The sequence below is a fragment of the Neobacillus niacini genome, from assembly GCF_019749295.1.
Taxonomy (GTDB): domain Bacteria; phylum Bacillota; class Bacilli; order Bacillales; family Cytobacillaceae; genus Neobacillus; species Neobacillus niacini_D.
Window position 1 is genome coordinate 295,071 of record NZ_JACWFG010000002.1, and the last position, 17,950, is coordinate 313,020.

The window sequence follows — 17,950 nt, forward strand, 5'->3', positions numbered from 1 at the left end:
CCCCTTTTTAAAAATGGTGCTTGTCACCGCTCAGGAGAAATCATCCCGAGGGTAAACACCAATTATTACCAATTTGTCCACCTGAGACGGACAGTGTCTTTCTGTGGTGACAGGCACCACAGTGTCTAAAAAAAACTAGTTTTTCATCGTGTCCATATCGTCGATGTTGACGGTTTTGCGGTTGCGGTAGAGGGCAATTAGGATTGCCAGACCGACGGCTGCTTCTGCAGCAGCTACGCTTATCGTGAACAGTGCGAAGATTTGGCCGGTGATGGACGGTGCCACCCCGTATTTACTGAAGGTTACTAAGTTAATATTAACGGCATTCAGCATTAGTTCGATAGAGATGAGGACGATGACGGTGTTTCTCTTTGTCAAGGCCCCGTATAATCCGATACAGAATAATATCAGTGCGAGTGCCAGGAAGGCTGAAGCAGGAACTGAACTCATTCCTTGTCACCCTCCTTCTCTTCTTTCTTTGCCAGAATAATGGATCCGACAAGTGCTACTAATAGTAAAACAGACGTTGCTTCAAACGGAATGACCCATTTAGAGTAAAGGGCTTCCCCTATTTTCATCGTATTGTCCACATGTAGATCTGTTGGTACCTGAACCACGTTGAAATCATAGATTCCAATGTAGACAGCTACTGCAAAACCGATTACACCTAGAAATAACAGAACCTTTCTTCCTTTGCCTGTAGTTGTTTCCTCATCGTCATCATGCTTCGTTAACATAATTCCAAATAGCATGATGATCGTAATTGCACCGGAATAAATCAAGATTTGAACCGCTGCGACAAATTCAGCTGACAGCAGCACGTAAATACCGGCAATGCTGACAAATGTAAAAATGAGGGCAACAACCATATGCACGACCTTGGTAAGGTTCAATAACAGGACACCGCCAATGATGGCGACAAGGGCGAGGCCCATAAATGCGATAAACTCGCCTGTAATTGTCATGGTTTATTCACCTGCCGTACGTTTTCGTCGTTCTCATCTAACCATTCAAGGTTTTTAAATAACATATCACGGCTGTATGACGCTAGCTCAAAGTTATTGGTCATGACAATCGCTTCTGTTGGGCAAACCTCCGTACACAGGTCGCAAAGGATACAAATCTCGAAGTTGATATCGTACGTATCGATGATTTTCCCCTTTTTCGTTGGATCCGGATGTTTTTTACCCGTTAAGTTAATACATTCTGTCGGGCAAATGTTCATGCATTGATTGCACACGATACACTTCTCCGGATAGAATTTTTGAATACCGCGGAAACGGTCCGGCAGCGGAAGCGGCTCATCTGGATAATTATAAGTTACCTTTTCTTTGGTTAACTGTTTTAGGGTATATTTCAAGCCTTTTGTAAATCCAAGCACGTTTTTCACCCCTTTTTCATTTTAAAAATTGCTTTCTGCATTCGTTCTATAGATTCCTTCAAGGGCTATGCTTACTTGCGAACGCCCCATTAGGTTCCTTTTTCAAAAAATCTTAGAAAAATAATGTTTTGATTAATGCTGTTAAGAATATGTTTGCGAGCGCGATTGGGAATAGCACTTTCCACGCAAATTCCATGAGTCTGTCGACACGGAAACGAGGAAGTGTTGCTCGAATCCACATGTACACAAACACAACGAAACAAAACTTTAGTGCGAACCATACCGCACCTGGGATAAATCCTAGGAAATCAAATGGCGGCAGCCATCCGCCTAAGAAAATGACGGTGATCAGTGATGACATCGCAAACATGTAAACATATTCTGTGAGCATAAAGAATGCCCAGCGGAATCCTGAGTACTCAACAAAGTATCCGGCAACCAATTCGTTCTCTGATTCTGGTAAGTCAAATGGTGTCCGGTTTAATTCTGCAATTGATGCGATAAAAAACACGATAAACGCTACTGGCTGCAAGAGAATGAACCATGCTGTTTCACCCTGCTGTGCCACGATATCGTTTAGATTCAAGCTTCCTGTTAATAGGATGACACCCAAAACAGATATAACGAGCGGAATCTCGTAGGAAATCATCTGTGCACCGGCACGCATGCCCCCGAGCAGCGCGTATTTGTTGTTGGACGCCCAGCCGCCGAGAACCATTCCAAATACAGTCATTCCGGAAATAGCAATGTAATAGAGTAAGCCTACCCCAATATCAGCAAATTGAAATTTTTCCGTGAACGGGATGGTTGCAAGTACCATAAACGCTGGCGTAAAGGCAATGATTGGCGCTATGATAAATAACGGTCTGTCGGCTGCCTTTGGAATAATGTCTTCTTTGATTAAGAGTTTAAGAACGTCGGCTACCGTTTGCAATAATCCCCATTTACCCCCAAGTTGATTCGGGCCGTGACGGGCCTGCATGTAACCTAAAACCTTTCGCTCTGCTAAGATCGCATATGTTACGAAACCTAAGACTACTAATAGTAAGACAACTGCGAGTAAAAAGAAGATTCCAAAGTTCATCCAGCCGGAACCGGAATGGAGCAACTCTTCTACCATTAGCCGTCCACCTCCCCAAGGACAATGTCAACTGCCCCTAAAATCGCAATTAAGTTTGCAATGTTTTCGCCTACTAATAATTTAGGGAGAATTTGCAGATTATAGAATGAAGGTCTTCTAAACTTTAAGCGATACGGTTCTTTTTTACCGTCACTAGAGATATAGCAGCCGATTTCTCCACGTGGAGATTCAATTCTTACAAATGCTTCCCCTTTTGGTGCTTTAATTATTTTTGGTACTTTTGCCATAATCTCGCCTTCTGCAGGGAATTGCTCACAGGCCTGCTCAAGGATTTTCAAAGATTCGCCAATTTCATCTAGTCGTACATGGTAACGGGCCAAGCAATCTCCTTCGTCCCTTGTGATGACATTAAAGTCAAAACGGTCATAGATTGAATATGGCTCATCTTTACGAAGATCCCATTTCACGCCGGTACTGCGAAGGTTTGGACCGCTGAGTGAATAGTTGATGGCCTCTTCTTTTGAATAAACGCCAACCCCTTTTACCCGGTCTAAAAAGATTTCATTTCCAGATACGAGGTCATGGTAGCCTTTGAGCTGTTCGCGCAGATAAGGAACAAATTCCCTTACTCCATCAACCCAGCCTTCGGGAGCGTCCCACTTTACCCCGCCAACACGCATATAGTTAAAGGTCAAGCGCGCGCCTGATAATTCATTCAGCATATTGATAATCATTTCACGGTCACGGAACGCATAGATGAACGGACTTGTCGCCCCAAGGTCAAGGATATACGTTCCCCAAGCCACTAGGTGACTGGCAATTCGCCCCAATTCCATCGCCATTACCCGAAGGTATTCAGCACGTTCTGGAACTTGGATTCCCATCATCGTTTCGACGGCATGGCAGATAACATAGTTGTTTGTCATCGCGGACAAATAGTCCATCCGGTCCGTGTACGGGATAATCTGTGTATATTGCAGGTTCTCGGCCAGCTTTTCCGTTCCGCGGTGTAAATAACCGATGACCGGGGTTGCTTCAGTAATGATTTCCCCATCGATTTTAACAACCAGCCGGAATACTCCGTGCGTACTTGGATGCTGAGGCCCGACGTTTAGCAGCATTTCTTCTGTTCTGATCACTGGTTACACCTCCACATCATACGGTTCATAATCTTTACGCAGTGGATGGCCAACCCAATCTTCTCCTAGCATAATCCGATGTAAATTCGGATGTCCGGTAAACTTAATTCCTAGTAAATCATAAGCTTCGCACTCAGGCCAGTTGGCTCCCGCCCAAATTGGCTGCAAGGATTCAATTGTTGGTTCATCGCGGTCAATTTTCACTTTTAACGCCACAGATTGGCGATTCTTGTATGAGAATAAGTGAACATATACTTCCATATGTGTTACAAAATCCGTTCCATGCAGCTCAGAGAGATAATCGAACCCTAGAAGCTCATTGTATTTTAAAAATTGAGCTACCTTGAAATATGTATCTTTCTTAGCCACTAATGTTGGAACATCTTTAGATAATTTATTAATATAAGAATCTTCTAAAACATCTGGACCTAAGTTTTCCTCAATCGCCTTCCTGTACTTATCCAAGAAAGGTTGGTTTGGTGATGGCTGCTCGGCCGTATCGGCTGGCGATACGTCGCTGCCTTTTGCTGCGCCTGCTGCTTTCGCCTTCGCTGCTGCTGCCGCTTTCGCCTTTGCTACAGCCGCTGCTTTTGCTTTCGCTTTTTCATCATCACCTGCATCAGCGCCACCCGCTTTTGCTTTGGCCGCTGCTGCTGCCTTCGCTTTTGCTGCTGCCGCTGCTTTCGCCTTTGCTGCTGCTGCCGCTTTTGCTTTCGCGTCATCTCCAGCAGGTTCATCCGCTGGGGCTTCGCCTCCTGCTAGCTCCATTGCTTTACGCTTTGCCGCTGCCGCCGCTTTGGCCTTCGCTACTGCTGCAGCTTTCTTTTTCGCTAAGTCATCTCCATCACCTGACGCTTCAGCCGCTGGCGTTTCTTCGGCTGGGGCTGACTCACCCGCTAACTCCATCGCCTTACGCTTTGCCGCTGCCGCCGCTTTTGCCTTCGCTACAGCTGCCGCTTTCTTCTTTGCCAGGTCATCCCCGTCACTTGACACTTCAGCTGCCGGCGTTTCTTCAGCCGGAGCTGACTCGCCTTTTAACTCCATCGCTTTACGCTTCGCCGCGGCTGCCGCTTTCGCCTTTGCTACAGCTGCTGCCTTCTTCTTCGCGAGGTCATCTCCATCATCGCTGTTTTGTGCAGCTGGCGTTTCCTCAACCGGTGCAGGAGCTTCTTCTTCAACGATACCTTCACGTTTCTTCTTCGCCAGTGCAGCAGCCTTCGCCTTCGCAGCCGCCGCTGCTTTTTTCTTCGCAAGGTCTGCACCATCTTCAGCCTGTGTTCCCGCTGGTTGGGCTGGCTTCTCTTCCTGACTGTGGTTTTGTTCAGAAGGTTTGTCCTCCTGATTCGGAGCAGCCGCAGATTCTCCGGCTTCCTTCGCCTTACGCTTCGCTAACGCAGCCGCCTTCGCCTTCTCGGCCGCTTCTCTTTTTAATTGATCGAGATCCTTCTCCCCGCTCATCGGTTAGATCACCTTCTTCCCAGTCTTCGCCTCATAGCGAATCTTTTCCTTTAATTTATTGATTCCATAAATTAATGCGGCCGGGTTTGGCGGGCATCCAGGGATATAAACATCAACAGGAACGATTTGATCGACACCCTTAACAACAGAGTAAGATTTCACATACGGACCGCCTGCAGTTGCGCAAGATCCCATTGCGATTACCCATTTCGGCTCTGGCATTTGATCATACAAACGGCGGACAATCGGTGCCATCTTCTTCGTAACCGTCCCGGAAACAATCATGCAATCCGACTGACGCGGTGACGTCCGGAAAATAGTCCCAAAGCGGTCAAGGTCATAGTTCGCTCCGCCGGTACCCATCATTTCAATCGCACAACAAGCCAGACCAAAAGTCATCGGCCACAACGAATTACTTCGTGCCCAAGCCTTTATTTGCTCCAGCGTCGCAAAAAATACATTTCGCTCTAACTCTCTCATTTCCTGTGGTGAAAGGTCATCTAGTTTTAAGTCCATCGTAGCACCTTCTTCTTCCAAGCATAAGCTAAGCCAATTAATAACATAACTACAAAAATCAACATCTCAATTAACGCAAAAACCCCAAGCTTATCATAGGCAACCGCCCATGGGTATAAAAATACAGTCTCCACATCAAAAATAACAAACATAAGGGCAAAAATATAATAGCGGACATTGAACTGTACACGGGAATCGTGAAATGGATCAATACCGCTCTCATAAGTGGTATACTTCTCGACACTCGGCTTATGAGGACGTAAAAACTTACCTAAAAATAAAGCCACCAACGGCAGCAGCACCCCAAGACAGAGGAACACAAAAACTATCAGATAATTATTCTGATATAAATTTAAAAGTTCCAAGTCCATCCCCTCCAATGTTGAAAATTTTCATACAAATGAAACTTGTAACCGATAACATTATAGCATTGTTACAAACCTGTGTCGACAACACCACCTATTAAAAATTGGAATTTCTATCGCCGCAAAACTTCCCAATCCAAGCGTTTGAGAGCTCGCTCGCAAAAACGCCTTGGATTGGGAAGTTTTGCAAGCTTTAGCGACAGCTAAAGCGCAATGTGCGCTAGCACATGGCGGTAGAAATTTCAATTTTTCGCTCACCCTGGTTTTGAGACACAAGGCCCCACCCCCTGAGCGTTTGCGTGATCTCGCAGAAAAAGCCCCCTGAAAACACCCCAGAGATGACGCATAAGCGAATTGCAGAACCTTGCACTTATGCACGTGATCTGCAGCGAAGCGAAAGATGACGTGCATAGAACCAGGCTCGCAAGAGCCGATTTGTTCCCTATATCGACATTTAACAACAAATCCCATCATATGTCAGTGAGAATTGTCATAAAAACTTCACCAAATCATAGCCATTCATGCAAAAAATCAAAATTCACAACCAATCAAACTTAACATGATTGCAGCAACCTTGTACACCCATCAACACCATCATATTCACAATATACCAAATCATTCTAAAATTTCTATTAAAAAGGAATAAATCTAATCAACATCCTACTAAACTCCTACATATTCCAGTCGGTTTACTTTCCCTCTCCTTCGTATCTTCTTCCTTCACCACCTCTTACCTGTAGATTCCCCTCCTCTACCTGCCTTTTCTGCCCCCTTACCTGCACACTTCATTCTTTCACCTGCATATCTCAATAGTTTACCTACCTAACTATTTCGCACCGTCCTCTTACATTGAAAAGCCAGTCGAAAGACTGGCAAACTACCTCGACTTTTACATAAAAGTATTCATATTCTTCCTTTTATAATTCAAAACCCCTATAGATTTTTACACCCCGCCTCTTACCTGCAGATTCCCCTCCTCTAATGCTGAAAAGCCAGTCGCAAGACTGACAGATTCAATCTCCCACTACCATAAATAGTTCCTATCCTTCCTTTTTAAGTTAACCCCACCTACAATACCAGCATGGAAGCAGGATATTTATTTTAATTTATTGAATCTATAGGAGATTGTTTAATACTATGTAAGAATTTATCAACCTAATCATGAAGCGGGAGAGATAATCATGGAACATCGCTATATGGAGCTGGATGGAAATAGGGTAAGTTATTACATGGAAGGGAGCAGTGAAAAGCCAACCATTGTCTGCCTTCATGGATTAGCAGGAAGTGCTATCTATAGTTTCTCAGAACTTAGTAAACAATTAGGCGATCACTTTCAACTATTGTTAATTGATCAGCCAGGCCATGGGAAGAGCACACCATTTATTAAGGAAGAAGAATACCTGTTTTCTAGTCTTGCAAGCTGGTATGATAAGGTCCTTTCCTCCTTATTGAGCAAGCCATTTTATCTTTTGGGTCACTCCTGGGGAGCAGATGTAGCACTGCATTATGCAAAACACTACCCTGAAAACCTAAAAGGGATCATTCTACTTGACGGTGGTTTTACATTTCCTGAATTCCAGGAGGAAATGACATTTTCTATTGCTTTCGATGGATGGGATTCGTACATGGATCAAGCAAAATATGATACGCGGGAGGATATCATAAGCGAATATAGGACTTTTACAAAAAGATGGAATGAAACGACGGAAGAATCAGTATCTTCCATATTTATAAAAAAAGACAAGTATGAATTAATTGCTTCTAAATTCACTGTTTTATCCATCATAAAAGCTTTTTTTAAAGAACCATTTACCACTACATATCCTTTTATCAAATCACCATTGTTACTATTGCATGCAACAGAACCAAGTGAACTAGAGGAGGCACGGATTAAAGGAATCTCTCAACTAAAGAATGATATTAAAGATGCTTCCACTATCTCAATGAACCAAACAGGTCACATGATTCAATGGGATAAACCAGATGAAGTAAGCAATGAAATCATACAATGGGTTAAAGCTAAAGAAGAAGAGGTATCATGAAGAACAGATAAATAGTGAGGGAGAATGTATATGTATAAAAACAACAAAGACCCATGCCACAAGCCAAAGGTCTTTGTTTTACATTACGTTAAATCAAGATCACTGTCCATATCGACGTCAATATAGAAGTTTACTTTATTAGCAAGGAGATAGTACACAGAGTAATGTACCGGTCTATCGTAATCATCCTTTATTACTTTCTTAACTTGAATGAGGGTTTCCATTCGAGAGACTTGAAGAAGCTTGCTTAAATCTTGAGAAGGAAGAATAAACTCCATTTCCTTCCGCGCTTTACCGAACTTTATTCCGTACTCATCTTGTATAACTTTAAAGGTCGAAACATTATCCTTTATTTTTTCGGAAATGCCAGGGTATATATCACATGGTAAATAGGCAAAGTCAACACTAAAGATATTGTTTCCATCCTTTATTAATCGTACAAGCTTCACCACTTCAAACGGCTCTTTACGTTCAAAATACTGCATAAGCTCATTGTCAGCGGTTTCAATTTGATTGACCAAAATTTCTTTTGTGAATTTGCCATCCCCTGCTGCTACTGACAATTCCGAAAATCCTTGCAAATTAAGAATATGGATTTTTTGTTTCACGTTTTTGACAAAGGTCCCTTTTCCATGAATGATTTCAATGACCCCTTCACTTGCAAGTTCCTTCAACGCCCGCCTAATCGTAATTCTGCTTGTGTCGAAGGCTTCACATAATTCCTTCTCATTCGGCAGCCTCTGGCCGGAAACAATTTTTCCCGTATTAATCATTTCCATAATGCCATGCTTTACCTGATCATACAAAAACACTGGGCTCTCTGTTTCAACAGATTTTTCCTTATCCATATGTTACCTCTTCTGAAATTTACTTATAATAGTAATTATAATAAGAAAATGATTATAAAACTACCTTTTTGATTGAAAAATAATAGCCTTTACCAAGTGGCGTTAGGCTATATCAAGAGTACTATTCTAAATCCTTCGGGTAGCCGAATCCGCCATAAAACCCGCAAGTAATGCTAGCTCGTTCAGCGGCAAACACTAAGGCATCCTTCATATCTTTTTGATTGTAAAAGGCTGTTAAAAACCCAGCGATAAAACTATCCCCTGCTCCCATCGTATCAACAATTTCAGTTTCAATTACTTCTTGTCTATACTTGTTACCTTTGTGGATAAAAAGAGCAGGCTTGGATCCCCTGGTAATACCGATTGTTTCCAAATCATATTTTCCTAGTTCCGCTACTAAATTCTCCAGTTCATCCTCACTTAAATGAGCGCCTGAGAAAAACCCATGTTTAATATTAGGGCAAACTTTTTCAAGCTGGGAGGAATTATATTTATCCGAGAAATCGTAGGATACGTTAATATGCTGCGCCAAGCCCGGAAGTTCCTCTTCCATTGAACTATAGCAGCTAGTATGAGCCACATCAAACTCTTTAATATATTCATAGTCCTCAGGGGTAAGCTTTAATTTTATAATGTGTTGAACCGTATTCTTTGGTCCGCCTACAAATACACGATCGCCATCCTCGCTAAGATTTACGCGGGGTTGTCCACTGATTCCTTCTGCCACACGTGAGCGGTGATAAGGAATACCCTCCAGCTCAAGAACGCTTTTCAAATGGTCTGCTTTATCGTCGGTGGCAAAAATCCCAATATAACTGACATCTTCCGCTCCTGAACGCTTACAATTTACAGCTACATTAACACAGTTGCCGCCAGGATAATACTTCCCCTGATCTAAATAACAATCTACCACATTATCTCCAATTGCAATAATCTTCAATATGCTCATCCTTCCTTTACCCTTTTACAGAACCCTCAGATAACCCTTGAACTAGATACTTTTGCAGGAAGATTAACAGTGCAATCATTGGAAGCGAAGCGAGTACCATTCCCGCAAGGAGTACGCCCCAATCTGTCCGTAAGGCATCTCTAAAGTTCATTAATCCTGATGGAATCGTTTTCAATGTTTCTGAGTCAATAAAGACTGTAGCAAATAAAAACTCATTCCATGCAAAAAATGCAGTTAATACGATCGTTGTTAACAAAATTGGCACGGACATCGGCAAATAAATTCTTCGATAGATTCCGAATTCCGTACATCCATCAATAATGGCTGACTCTTCCAGCTCTTTTGGAATACTTAAAAAGTAACCTCTTAAAAGCAAAATCGTTAATGGCAGTCGATAAGCGATATACGTTAAAATTAACGCCCAATGGGTATTGATTAAATCTAGATTCGTAAGGATATTAAACAATGGAATTAAGGCAACCTGTGGATTCATCATCATTCCGCCGATGGTAAAAATCAGCGCAATGTCAATCCATCTTGTCTTATATCTGGATAGTACAAATGCCGCCATCGAGCCAATAATCAGAACCGCAATAATGGTTACACTTGTAACGAGCAAACTATTCATAAAATAGCCGGATATACCCTTTGACCAGGCAGTTGCATAGTTTTCAACAATCCAAGTACTAGGTAAGCCCCAGACATCATTGAAGATCTCATTATAGCTCTTCATCGAAGAGATAACCATCCAAAGAAGCGGATAAAGGATGGCGATTGCAAAAGCCGCCAGGATTAGCATGGTGAGAAATTGGCCGATACTGAATTTCCGTAGTTTTCGAGATGGTTTTATTACCTGCTCCACAGATGGTTTTATTACCTGCTCCATGTTAATCATCCTTTCCCGTGCGAGACAGTTTAATTTGAATGAGCGCCAGCACCGCTGTCAAAATAAAGATAATAATCGCCAGCGTGGAAGCATAGCCCATGTTATCTTTCACAAATCCAGTCTGATACATATGTACAGACAGAACTGTTGAACTAAAGCCTGGTCCGCCATTCGTCAGAATATATGGTTCGTTGAAAACGAGCATAGAACCAGTGATCGTAATTAATGTATTAACAAATATAGCTTCTCTTACCTGTGGTACTGTAATGCTAAAAAACTTTCTTATTTTTCCAGCTCCATCTATATCAGCAGCTTCGTAAAGCTCTTTCGGAATTTTCTGAATCGCAACAATAAATAAAAGGGTAACAAACCCTATACTATGCCATTGTGACATTGCAATGACGGAATAAATGGCTGTCTCAGGATTGCCTAGCCATACCTCTTTCAGGTTTTCCAAACCAATTAATTCAAGGAAACTGTTTAAAAGACCCATTTGCGGGTTGTAAACAAACCCAAATAGTAAAGCAACAACAGAAATGGAAATCATAACTGGCATAAAGTAAACGACCCTAAGGAAAGGGGCTACTCTGTGAAATAATTTATCTTCCAATATATAAGCTAACACTAAAGCAAATCCGACCTGTAAGATCACAGAAATGATTGCGTACTTAACGTTATTGAGAATTCCAACACTTACTGCTTTATCGGCTAATAGATTTTTAAAATTTTCAAAACCAACAAACGTTTTTGTTTGAGAGAAAACTGAGAAATCAAAAAAGCTATTATAAAAATTTTGTATAAGCGGAATATAGACAAATACGAGCAGCAAGGCGATGCTCGGCAATAAGAATAGTACTGGGATAATATTAAATTTCCTTCTTTGCATTGACCCCACCCCTAATATTTTTGGCTCGTTTGTTAGATTTCCCCAAGATTCACCGGAACACTGTCCTCGAATCTTGGGGAAGGGGAAATCATTCTACTTTTTCAAACGTTTTGCTTCAGCTTGTACTTCCTTCATAATTTCTTCAGGAGTCGTTTGCTCATTTGCTAATGTCTGTCCGCCTCTCATGAAGATATCGGCAATATTGATATTAACGGCATTATCAAACCATGGTGTAGTTGCAGAAGCATTTGTTACGAGCTCATATGCTTCTAATCTGGCAGGAGAAGTATTGCCTTCATCAACAGCACCCTGAACGGCATTCAATTGTCCATCTGTCTTTGTAAAATCGTAAGCAGTTTCTTTAGATGTTAAGAACTTCAAGAAATCAACTGCTTCTTTTGGTGCATTTTTACTTAACATCCATCCTTCAGGTGCACCTGTAAGTGCCTTAGAATCACCTTTACCGCCCTCGATTTCAGGGAAGTCAAAGAAACCGAAATCTGTCATACCTTGATCTTCGACCATTTTAACTTCAGCAAACTGCATGTAAACGATTGGTGCTTCACCACTAGCGAACATATTTCTTGCAGCCTCATGGTCAATTGCAGTTGAGAGATCGCCCATGTAATCAGTAAGTTCCTGGAAAATTTCTAATCCTTTAATATAACCTGGATCTGTAAACTCACCTGTTGCGACGTTATAATCTTTTGCTGTTACTGCAGGGTCGACAACCCTTTGGAAAATCGTTCCCATGTAATGAGAAATCGCCCATGCATTGGTTAAACCTTCTACTAACGGCGTTTCATAGCCAGCATCCTGCAAATCTTTTAGAACTGCGATAAATTCTTTATAGGTTTTAGGAACTTCAAGATTATTTTTCTTGAAAACTTCCTTATTATAGAAGAATGCCTTTCCATCAACCGTAAATGGTACACCATACTTCTTTTCATCAAATGTAAAACCTGCAAACTGAGACTCAATTAATTTTCCTGCCCACTCAGAATCCTCTGCTAAAATACTATCTAGCTCCATAATACGATCAGATGATACAAGGTTTTCAGCAAATGAGTCAGACCAAGATGAGAAAATATCTGGAAGATCGTCGTTAGAAACGAGCACTCTAATTTTCTCTTTGTAAGAATCGTTTAAAACAGAATTGACATTAATTTTAACACCTGGGTTCGCATCTTCAAATTCCTTGATTTTCTGATCATAGAAAGATTTCCGTGGTTCATTCGGCCATCTATGGAAGAAATCGATTTCCACTACATCTTTATCCGATGATTTTTTTTCTTCGTTTCCTGCTGAGGAGGAACAAGCTGTTAATGCTAATAAAAGAACTGTCATGAAAATCGCTATAAATTTTTTCATTTTTTCACTCCCTTTAAAATATTCAGATTACTATTTTTGCAATAATGAAATGGAGTGAGTTCAATTAAGTGTCCTAGTCAACAACGCAGATTAGATTAACCTTCAACTGAACCTTGTCCACTTGCAGATCGTGTCCCATAAGTATACTAGAAAATCTTTCTTATAATCTATCATGTTGAACCCGGGTTGTTAAGTGACTAATGTTGGCAGATTAATATTCCATTTTCCACATATAGCGTCTTACGGAAAGCGGGTGACCTGTATGCTCTGCCAAACCATCTGCATATTGACGTAATACAACACCTGCAAGAGCTGGACCAAAGTATTCTTTGAGATCTTCATCAATACCTGTGTAATCCAATTCCGCTACATCGACAACCTCAACTTTTTTACTGTATTTTTGTGCAAAGGTAATCGCTCTTTCATCTAATGGACGAGTAGCGCCTTCTCCTTTGATAATTAGGAATGGAACATCAAAGTCAGTTGCTTCAAACGGACCGTGGAAGTATTCGCCAGTATGAATCGCATTAGAGTGGATCCATAACATTTCCATTAACAAGCAGCTAGTAAACGAATATGCCTGGTGGTAGTAAGCACCGCTGCCCATTGTATAAATCAGTTTATCGCGCTTGTACTCGCTTCCAAATTGGAATGCACGATCATAAGTCAATTTTCTGTTTGACTCAAAAAGAGTTTCTAAATTATTTAATTGATTTAATACTCTTTCGTATTTTTCATTTGGTGAAACCGCATTCAAAAGACCGAAAATTAAGCTGTAGTATATACCTGTTTCTCCATCAATCGCGTCTGAGCCATCCTTATAGTTGTAATGAACGGTATACTCAGCTTCTTGACAAAGTGGAGAATCAACTTCCATGGAAATTGCAATCGTTACTGCTCCTTTTTCTCTTGCAAATTTAGCTGCAGCAACTGTTTCTGGTGTAGTTCCTGAATGTGAACGAAGAATAACAACGCTTCCTTCACCAAGTCCTGGCGGGTTCACATGAACAAATTCATTAGAAGTATAAACTCTGCTTGGAATCTCGATTTCTCTATTTAAGAAATAATCCCCAGTAGCAAGGGATGCCATCGAACCTCCACAAGCTACAAAATAAACATTCTTCACATTTGTTGCTTTAACTGCATTGATTGCAGCAGCAATTTGATTAACATGTTCAGTTTTCATTTACTTTACCCCCTAATGTTATATGACATCATATGATGTCTTATTTGTAGTATAAGCTGACTTATCCATTAAGTCAAACACTTTTAAAGATTCTGTTAATTACTTTTTTCCGACAAAGTCTGACAAAACCACAAAAAAACCCTTATTTCAAATAAGGGGCTGCTCCAATACCTCTATCACTTTTTCTAAATCTTCGATAATTTTATATGCCTTTTCCTTCATTTCCTCCGTAGGATCAATCAAATCAGGTACCAATATACAACGAATCTCTGCCGCACACGCTGCCTTCAACCCATTCAATGAGTCCTCTAACACTAAAGCAGACTCCACCGGCTCCCCGGCGATTTTACATGCCTCTAAAAAGATATCCGGATGAGGCTTACCCTTTTTGACCTCATTCCCACTGATATAAAAATCAAAGCGGTCTTCAAGGCCCGCCAGCTTCAAGTATGAAGCAATCGTTTCCCGTGCACTGGAGGAAGCAATACATTTTTTTATTCCCCTCTGATCTAGCGCATCAAGTAGTTTTATGGCTCCCCGCTTTATACCAACGCCATCGTTCGCTAAAGTTTCCTTAAACCGCATCCGATAATCGATAATGATTTCTTCATACGGAAGTTTACCATCATACATTTGCTGCATTACTTCCATTGAATTACCATGCGCCAACCCGATTAACTGTTTATAGTTCTCAATCGTAAACGTAAAACCTCTTCTTTCAACCGCTTCCTTTAATGCTAGAAACGACGGCCATTCCGTGTCAAACAACAATCCATCCATATCAAAGATTACTAACTTCACCCTGTATACCTCCTAGTTTTTCAATTATAGAACATATAACATCATAATACGTTATATGTCAATAATTGAACCTAATCTAAAGAAATACTAGAAAAAGTAAAACCCCAGCCAGTCCGTCGACCAGCGGGGGTTTAATATAACTATTATTGTTTTCCTGTAACCGTTAGACGGTTGATGGCACGCTGCAGAGCGAGTTCAGCACGGCGGAAGTCAATGTCTTCCACTCTCTGATCTCTCATACGCTGCTCGGCACGTTCTTTAGCACGCAGTGCACGTTCCACGTCGATATCCTCTGCTTTTTCAGCAGCTTGGGCTAGGATCGTTACTTTGTCAGGACGGACTTCCAAGAAGCCGCCGCTCACAGCAATAAGATCCTGTTCCTTGCTCCCAGACTTCTTGAGGCGAACAACCCCAATCGCAAGAGGAGCAACCATAGGAATATGTCCAGGTAAAATACCTAATTCACCACTTTGAGCCTTCGTACTGACCATTTCCACATCTGACTCATACACCGGGCCATCGGGAGTAACAACACTGACTTCAATCGTCTTCATTTTTTACCCTCCTGACAGGCTTTAGGCCTCTACACCCATGCGTTTTGCATTTTCCACAACGTCTTCAATACGTCCAACTAAGCGGAATGCATCTTCTGGAAGGTGGTCATACTTACCTTCAAGGACTTCTTTGAAACCACGAACCGTTTCTTTAACAGGTACATAAGATCCTGGCTGTCCAGTAAACTGTTCAGCAACGTGGAAGTTCTGTGATAAGAAGTTTTGGATACGACGTGCACGAAGTACCACTAGCTTATCATCATCAGAAAGCTCATCCATACCAAGGATTGCAATGATATCCTGTAATTCACGGTAACGTTGTAATGTTGATTGAACTTGACGAGCAACATTATAGTGCTCTTCACCAACGATTTCAGGTGACAATGCACGAGAAGTTGATGCAAGTGGATCCACCGCAGGGTAGATACCCATCTCAGAAAGCTTACGCTCAAGGTTTGTTGTCGCATCTAAGTGAGCGAAAGTTGTAGCCGGCGCCGGATCCGTATAGTCATCGGCAGGTACATAAATCGCTTGGATTGATGTAACAGAACCTTTATTTGTAGAAGTAATACGTTCTTGTAATTTACCCATCTCAGTAGCAAGAGTTGGCTGGTAACCTACGGCAGAAGGCATACGGCCTAATAACGCCGACACTTCCGAACCTGCTTGTGTGAAACGGAAGATGTTATCCATGAAGAAAAGAACGTCCTGTCCTTGCTCATCACGGAAATATTCAGCCATAGTCAAACCAGTCAGTGCAACACGCATACGTGCTCCTGGCGGCTCGTTCATTTGTCCGAATACCATCGCTGTTTGCTTGATAACACCTGAATCCGTCATTTCATGGAAAAGGTCATTACCTTCACGTGTACGCTCACCAACACCAGCGAATACCGAAATACCGCTGTGCTCTTGCGCGATGTTATTGATTAATTCCTGGATTAATACAGTTTTACCTACACCGGCACCACCGAATAGACCGATCTTACCACCCTTAATATAAGGAGCAAGTAAGTCAACTACTTTAATACCTGTTTCAAGAATTTCTACTTCCGTAGAAAGGTTTTCAAATGTTGGAGCTTCGCGGTGAATTGAATCACGGCGCTCACTCGCTGGAATTTCCTCGTTAAGGTCAATTACTTCACCTAATACGTTAAATACACGGCCAAGTGTTACGTTCCCAACTGGTACAGAAATTGGAGCTCCTGTATCCACAACTTCCATTCCGCGCATTACACCATCAGTGGAAGCCATTGCAATTGTACGAACCGTATCATCACCTAAATGAAGGGCTACTTCAAGGGTTAAGTGGATATCAACTTCAGATTGACTTTGTGCTTTGTAGTCAATTCTCAAGGCGTTATAAATCTCAGGTAATTGGCCGTTTTCAAACTTAACGTCAATAACCGGACCCAAAATCTGAAGAACGCGTCCTTTGTTCATCATTTTCCCTCCTATCTTACTTTATCACACCATTCTTTTTAAAAAGGAACCATGTGAATCACACTTTACTACTTATAGTCCTGAAATATAGTCGGGAACGATGAACTCATTCCCCTATACCAGAACATATCAAGGCCCCCTGAATGGGGTTAATTTTTTAAAAAATCAAATCCTACTCTAGTGCTGCGGCACCGCCGACGATTTCGGCAATTTCTTGTGTAATCGCTGCTTGACGCGCACGGTTGTAGATAAGTGAATAATTTTTGATCATTTCTTTCGCATTATCAGTAGCGTTTCTCATCGCAGTCATACGGGCAGCGTGCTCGCTCGCCTTACTGTCTAAAAGAGCACCATAAATCAAGCTCTCAGCGTACTGAGGCAGGAGAACGTCTAAGATTTCTTCTGCAGATGGCTCAAATTCATAAGAGGTAAGTTTGGCAAAAGTTGAAAGATCCGTTAGCGGAAGCAGCTTCTTCTCTGTTACTTCTTGCGTAATGGCACTTTTATAATGAGTGTAATATAAGTAAAGTTCATCGAAGGTTCCATCGGAGAACATACCTACAGTACTGCTAGTAATGTCTTTAATGCTTTCGAAGCTTGGTTGATCGGAAACTCCAATAATCTCAAGATCGACATTCATACCACGTTTAACAAAAAAGTCACGAGCTACACGACCGATTGCAATGATCGAATATTCATCTTTTGATTTGTGGCGGCTTTGGATTGTTTGGAAGACACGACGGATCACGTTACTGTTAAAAGCACCAGCTAGACCACGATCGGATGTCATAACAATATAACCCGTTTTCTTGATAGGTCGAGATTGAAGCATTGGATGATTAATTCCGTTGCTGCCCATTGCAACAGCTACCGTAACTTCCTGGATTTTCTCCATGTAAGGAACAAATGCTTTCGCATTCATAACTCCACGGTTCCACTTAGCAGCGGAAGTCATCTCCATTGCTTTGGTAATCTGACTCATCTTTTTCGTAGAATTAATACTATTTTTTATATCGCGTAATGATGCCATAGGTTCTCACCACC

General features: G+C 41.7%; 19 protein-coding genes. 1 reads left to right on the plus strand and 18 read right to left on the minus strand.

What is annotated here, in order from left to right:
* Window positions 1–135 precede the first annotated feature (135 nt).
* The 8 genes from nuoK to H0184_RS05120 all read right to left on the minus strand — a co-directional run bounded on the left by nuoK (window position 136) and on the right by H0184_RS05120 (window position 5,940).
* The gene (gene nuoK / locus H0184_RS05085; protein ID WP_045518735.1) at window positions 136–450 is read right to left on the minus strand and encodes an NADH-quinone oxidoreductase subunit NuoK; all 315 of its coding nucleotides are present in this window, start codon (window positions 448–450) and stop codon (window positions 136–138) included.
* Window positions 447–965: an NADH-quinone oxidoreductase subunit J gene (locus H0184_RS05090; RefSeq protein WP_221822144.1), complete on the minus strand. Its 519-nt coding sequence runs from the start codon at window positions 963–965 to the stop codon at window positions 447–449. The genes nuoK and H0184_RS05090 overlap by 4 nt, the downstream gene beginning before the upstream one ends.
* On the minus strand, window positions 962–1,381 hold the full coding sequence (gene nuoI / locus H0184_RS05095) for an NADH-quinone oxidoreductase subunit NuoI (RefSeq protein WP_063255622.1): 420 nt from the start codon (window positions 1,379–1,381) through the stop codon (window positions 962–964). Before nuoI ends, H0184_RS05090 begins: the two co-directional genes overlap by 4 nt.
* Before the next feature lie 112 nt (window positions 1,382–1,493).
* Window positions 1,494–2,501, minus strand: a complete 1,008-nt coding sequence (gene nuoH, locus H0184_RS05100) for an NADH-quinone oxidoreductase subunit NuoH (RefSeq protein ID WP_221822145.1) — start codon at window positions 2,499–2,501, stop codon at window positions 1,494–1,496.
* Entirely contained in the window at window positions 2,501–3,601 is a 1,101-nt protein-coding gene (locus H0184_RS05105; RefSeq protein ID WP_221822146.1) for an NADH-quinone oxidoreductase subunit D, read from the minus strand. Before H0184_RS05105 ends, nuoH begins: the two co-directional genes overlap by 1 nt.
* A gap of 3 nt (window positions 3,602–3,604) precedes the next feature.
* On the minus strand, window positions 3,605–5,059 hold the full coding sequence (locus H0184_RS05110) for an NADH-quinone oxidoreductase subunit C (protein WP_221822148.1): 1,455 nt from the start codon (window positions 5,057–5,059) through the stop codon (window positions 3,605–3,607).
* A gap of 3 nt (window positions 5,060–5,062) precedes the next feature.
* Window positions 5,063–5,575: a NuoB/complex I 20 kDa subunit family protein gene (locus tag H0184_RS05115; protein ID WP_221822150.1), complete on the minus strand. Its 513-nt coding sequence runs from the start codon at window positions 5,573–5,575 to the stop codon at window positions 5,063–5,065.
* Window positions 5,566–5,940 (minus strand): NADH-quinone oxidoreductase subunit A, encoded by a 375-nt coding sequence (locus H0184_RS05120; protein ID WP_313771713.1) that lies wholly within the window; start codon window positions 5,938–5,940, stop codon window positions 5,566–5,568. The genes H0184_RS05115 and H0184_RS05120 overlap by 10 nt, the downstream gene beginning before the upstream one ends.
* Window positions 5,941–7,121: 1,181 nt before the next feature.
* Here H0184_RS05120 and H0184_RS05125 point away from each other — a divergent pair.
* Window positions 7,122–7,982, plus strand: coding sequence for an alpha/beta fold hydrolase (locus tag H0184_RS05125; protein ID WP_221822154.1), 861 nt, complete (start codon window positions 7,122–7,124; stop codon window positions 7,980–7,982).
* Between the two features lie 83 nt (window positions 7,983–8,065).
* Here H0184_RS05125 and H0184_RS05130 read toward each other — a convergent pair whose 3' ends face one another.
* The 10 genes from H0184_RS05130 to atpG form a co-directional block, all read right to left on the minus strand.
* A complete protein-coding gene (locus tag H0184_RS05130) occupies window positions 8,066–8,830 on the minus strand; it encodes a GntR family transcriptional regulator (RefSeq protein ID WP_221822156.1) in 765 nt (254 codons plus the stop codon).
* Between the two features lie 121 nt (window positions 8,831–8,951).
* Window positions 8,952–9,770 (minus strand): PfkB family carbohydrate kinase, encoded by an 819-nt coding sequence (locus tag H0184_RS05135; RefSeq protein ID WP_221822158.1) that lies wholly within the window; start codon window positions 9,768–9,770, stop codon window positions 8,952–8,954.
* Window positions 9,771–9,786: 16 nt separating this feature from the next.
* Window positions 9,787–10,665 carry a carbohydrate ABC transporter permease gene (locus tag H0184_RS05140; RefSeq protein ID WP_221822160.1) on the minus strand — a complete coding sequence of 293 codons (879 nt, stop codon included), beginning with the start codon at window positions 10,663–10,665 and terminating at the stop codon, window positions 9,787–9,789.
* A gap of 1 nt (window position 10,666) precedes the next feature.
* On the minus strand, window positions 10,667–11,551 hold the full coding sequence (locus H0184_RS05145; protein ID WP_221822164.1) for a carbohydrate ABC transporter permease: 885 nt from the start codon (window positions 11,549–11,551) through the stop codon (window positions 10,667–10,669).
* A 93-nt stretch (window positions 11,552–11,644) separates the two neighbouring features.
* Window positions 11,645–12,922: an ABC transporter substrate-binding protein gene (locus tag H0184_RS05150; protein ID WP_221822166.1), complete on the minus strand. Its 1,278-nt coding sequence runs from the start codon at window positions 12,920–12,922 to the stop codon at window positions 11,645–11,647.
* Between the two features lie 211 nt (window positions 12,923–13,133).
* The gene (locus H0184_RS05155; protein WP_221822168.1) at window positions 13,134–14,108 is read right to left on the minus strand and encodes an SIS domain-containing protein; all 975 of its coding nucleotides are present in this window, start codon (window positions 14,106–14,108) and stop codon (window positions 13,134–13,136) included.
* A gap of 147 nt (window positions 14,109–14,255) precedes the next feature.
* On the minus strand, window positions 14,256–14,909 hold the full coding sequence (locus H0184_RS05160; protein WP_221822170.1) for an HAD family hydrolase: 654 nt from the start codon (window positions 14,907–14,909) through the stop codon (window positions 14,256–14,258).
* Window positions 14,910–15,052: 143 nt separating this feature from the next.
* On the minus strand, window positions 15,053–15,463 hold the full coding sequence (locus H0184_RS05165; RefSeq protein ID WP_221822172.1) for a F0F1 ATP synthase subunit epsilon: 411 nt from the start codon (window positions 15,461–15,463) through the stop codon (window positions 15,053–15,055).
* Window positions 15,464–15,484: 21 nt separating this feature from the next.
* On the minus strand, window positions 15,485–16,906 hold the full coding sequence (atpD, locus tag H0184_RS05170; RefSeq protein WP_221822173.1) for a F0F1 ATP synthase subunit beta: 1,422 nt from the start codon (window positions 16,904–16,906) through the stop codon (window positions 15,485–15,487).
* Window positions 16,907–17,078: 172 nt separating this feature from the next.
* Window positions 17,079–17,936 (minus strand): ATP synthase F1 subunit gamma, encoded by an 858-nt coding sequence (atpG, locus tag H0184_RS05175; RefSeq protein WP_221822174.1) that lies wholly within the window; start codon window positions 17,934–17,936, stop codon window positions 17,079–17,081.
* Between the last annotated feature and the right edge of the window lie 14 nt (window positions 17,937–17,950).

Coding starts and splice junctions, on each gene's coding strand:
- H0184_RS05110 (WP_221822148.1), bottom strand. CDS start 5,059: ATGAGCGGGGAGAAGGATCTCGATCAATTAAAAAGAGAAGCGGCCGAG.
- atpG (WP_221822174.1), bottom strand. CDS start 17,936: ATGGCATCATTACGCGATATAAAAAATAGTATTAATTCTACGAAAAAG.
- nuoK (WP_045518735.1), bottom strand. CDS start 450: ATGAGTTCAGTTCCTGCTTCAGCCTTCCTGGCACTCGCACTGATATTA.
- H0184_RS05140 (WP_221822160.1), bottom strand. CDS start 10,665: ATGGAGCAGGTAATAAAACCATCTGTGGAGCAGGTAATAAAACCATCT.
- atpD (WP_221822173.1), bottom strand. CDS start 16,906: ATGAACAAAGGACGCGTTCTTCAGATTTTGGGTCCGGTTATTGACGTT.
- H0184_RS05165 (WP_221822172.1), bottom strand. CDS start 15,463: ATGAAGACGATTGAAGTCAGTGTTGTTACTCCCGATGGCCCGGTGTAT.
- H0184_RS05090 (WP_221822144.1), bottom strand. CDS start 965: ATGACAATTACAGGCGAGTTTATCGCATTTATGGGCCTCGCCCTTGTC.
- H0184_RS05145 (WP_221822164.1), bottom strand. CDS start 11,551: ATGCAAAGAAGGAAATTTAATATTATCCCAGTACTATTCTTATTGCCG.
- H0184_RS05115 (WP_221822150.1), bottom strand. CDS start 5,575: ATGGACTTAAAACTAGATGACCTTTCACCACAGGAAATGAGAGAGTTA.
- H0184_RS05150 (WP_221822166.1), bottom strand. CDS start 12,922: ATGAAAAAATTTATAGCGATTTTCATGACAGTTCTTTTATTAGCATTA.
- H0184_RS05155 (WP_221822168.1), bottom strand. CDS start 14,108: ATGAAAACTGAACATGTTAATCAAATTGCTGCTGCAATCAATGCAGTT.
- H0184_RS05130 (WP_221822156.1), bottom strand. CDS start 8,830: ATGGATAAGGAAAAATCTGTTGAAACAGAGAGCCCAGTGTTTTTGTAT.
- nuoH (WP_221822145.1), bottom strand. CDS start 2,501: ATGGTAGAAGAGTTGCTCCATTCCGGTTCCGGCTGGATGAACTTTGGA.
- H0184_RS05125 (WP_221822154.1), top strand. CDS start 7,122: ATGGAACATCGCTATATGGAGCTGGATGGAAATAGGGTAAGTTATTAC.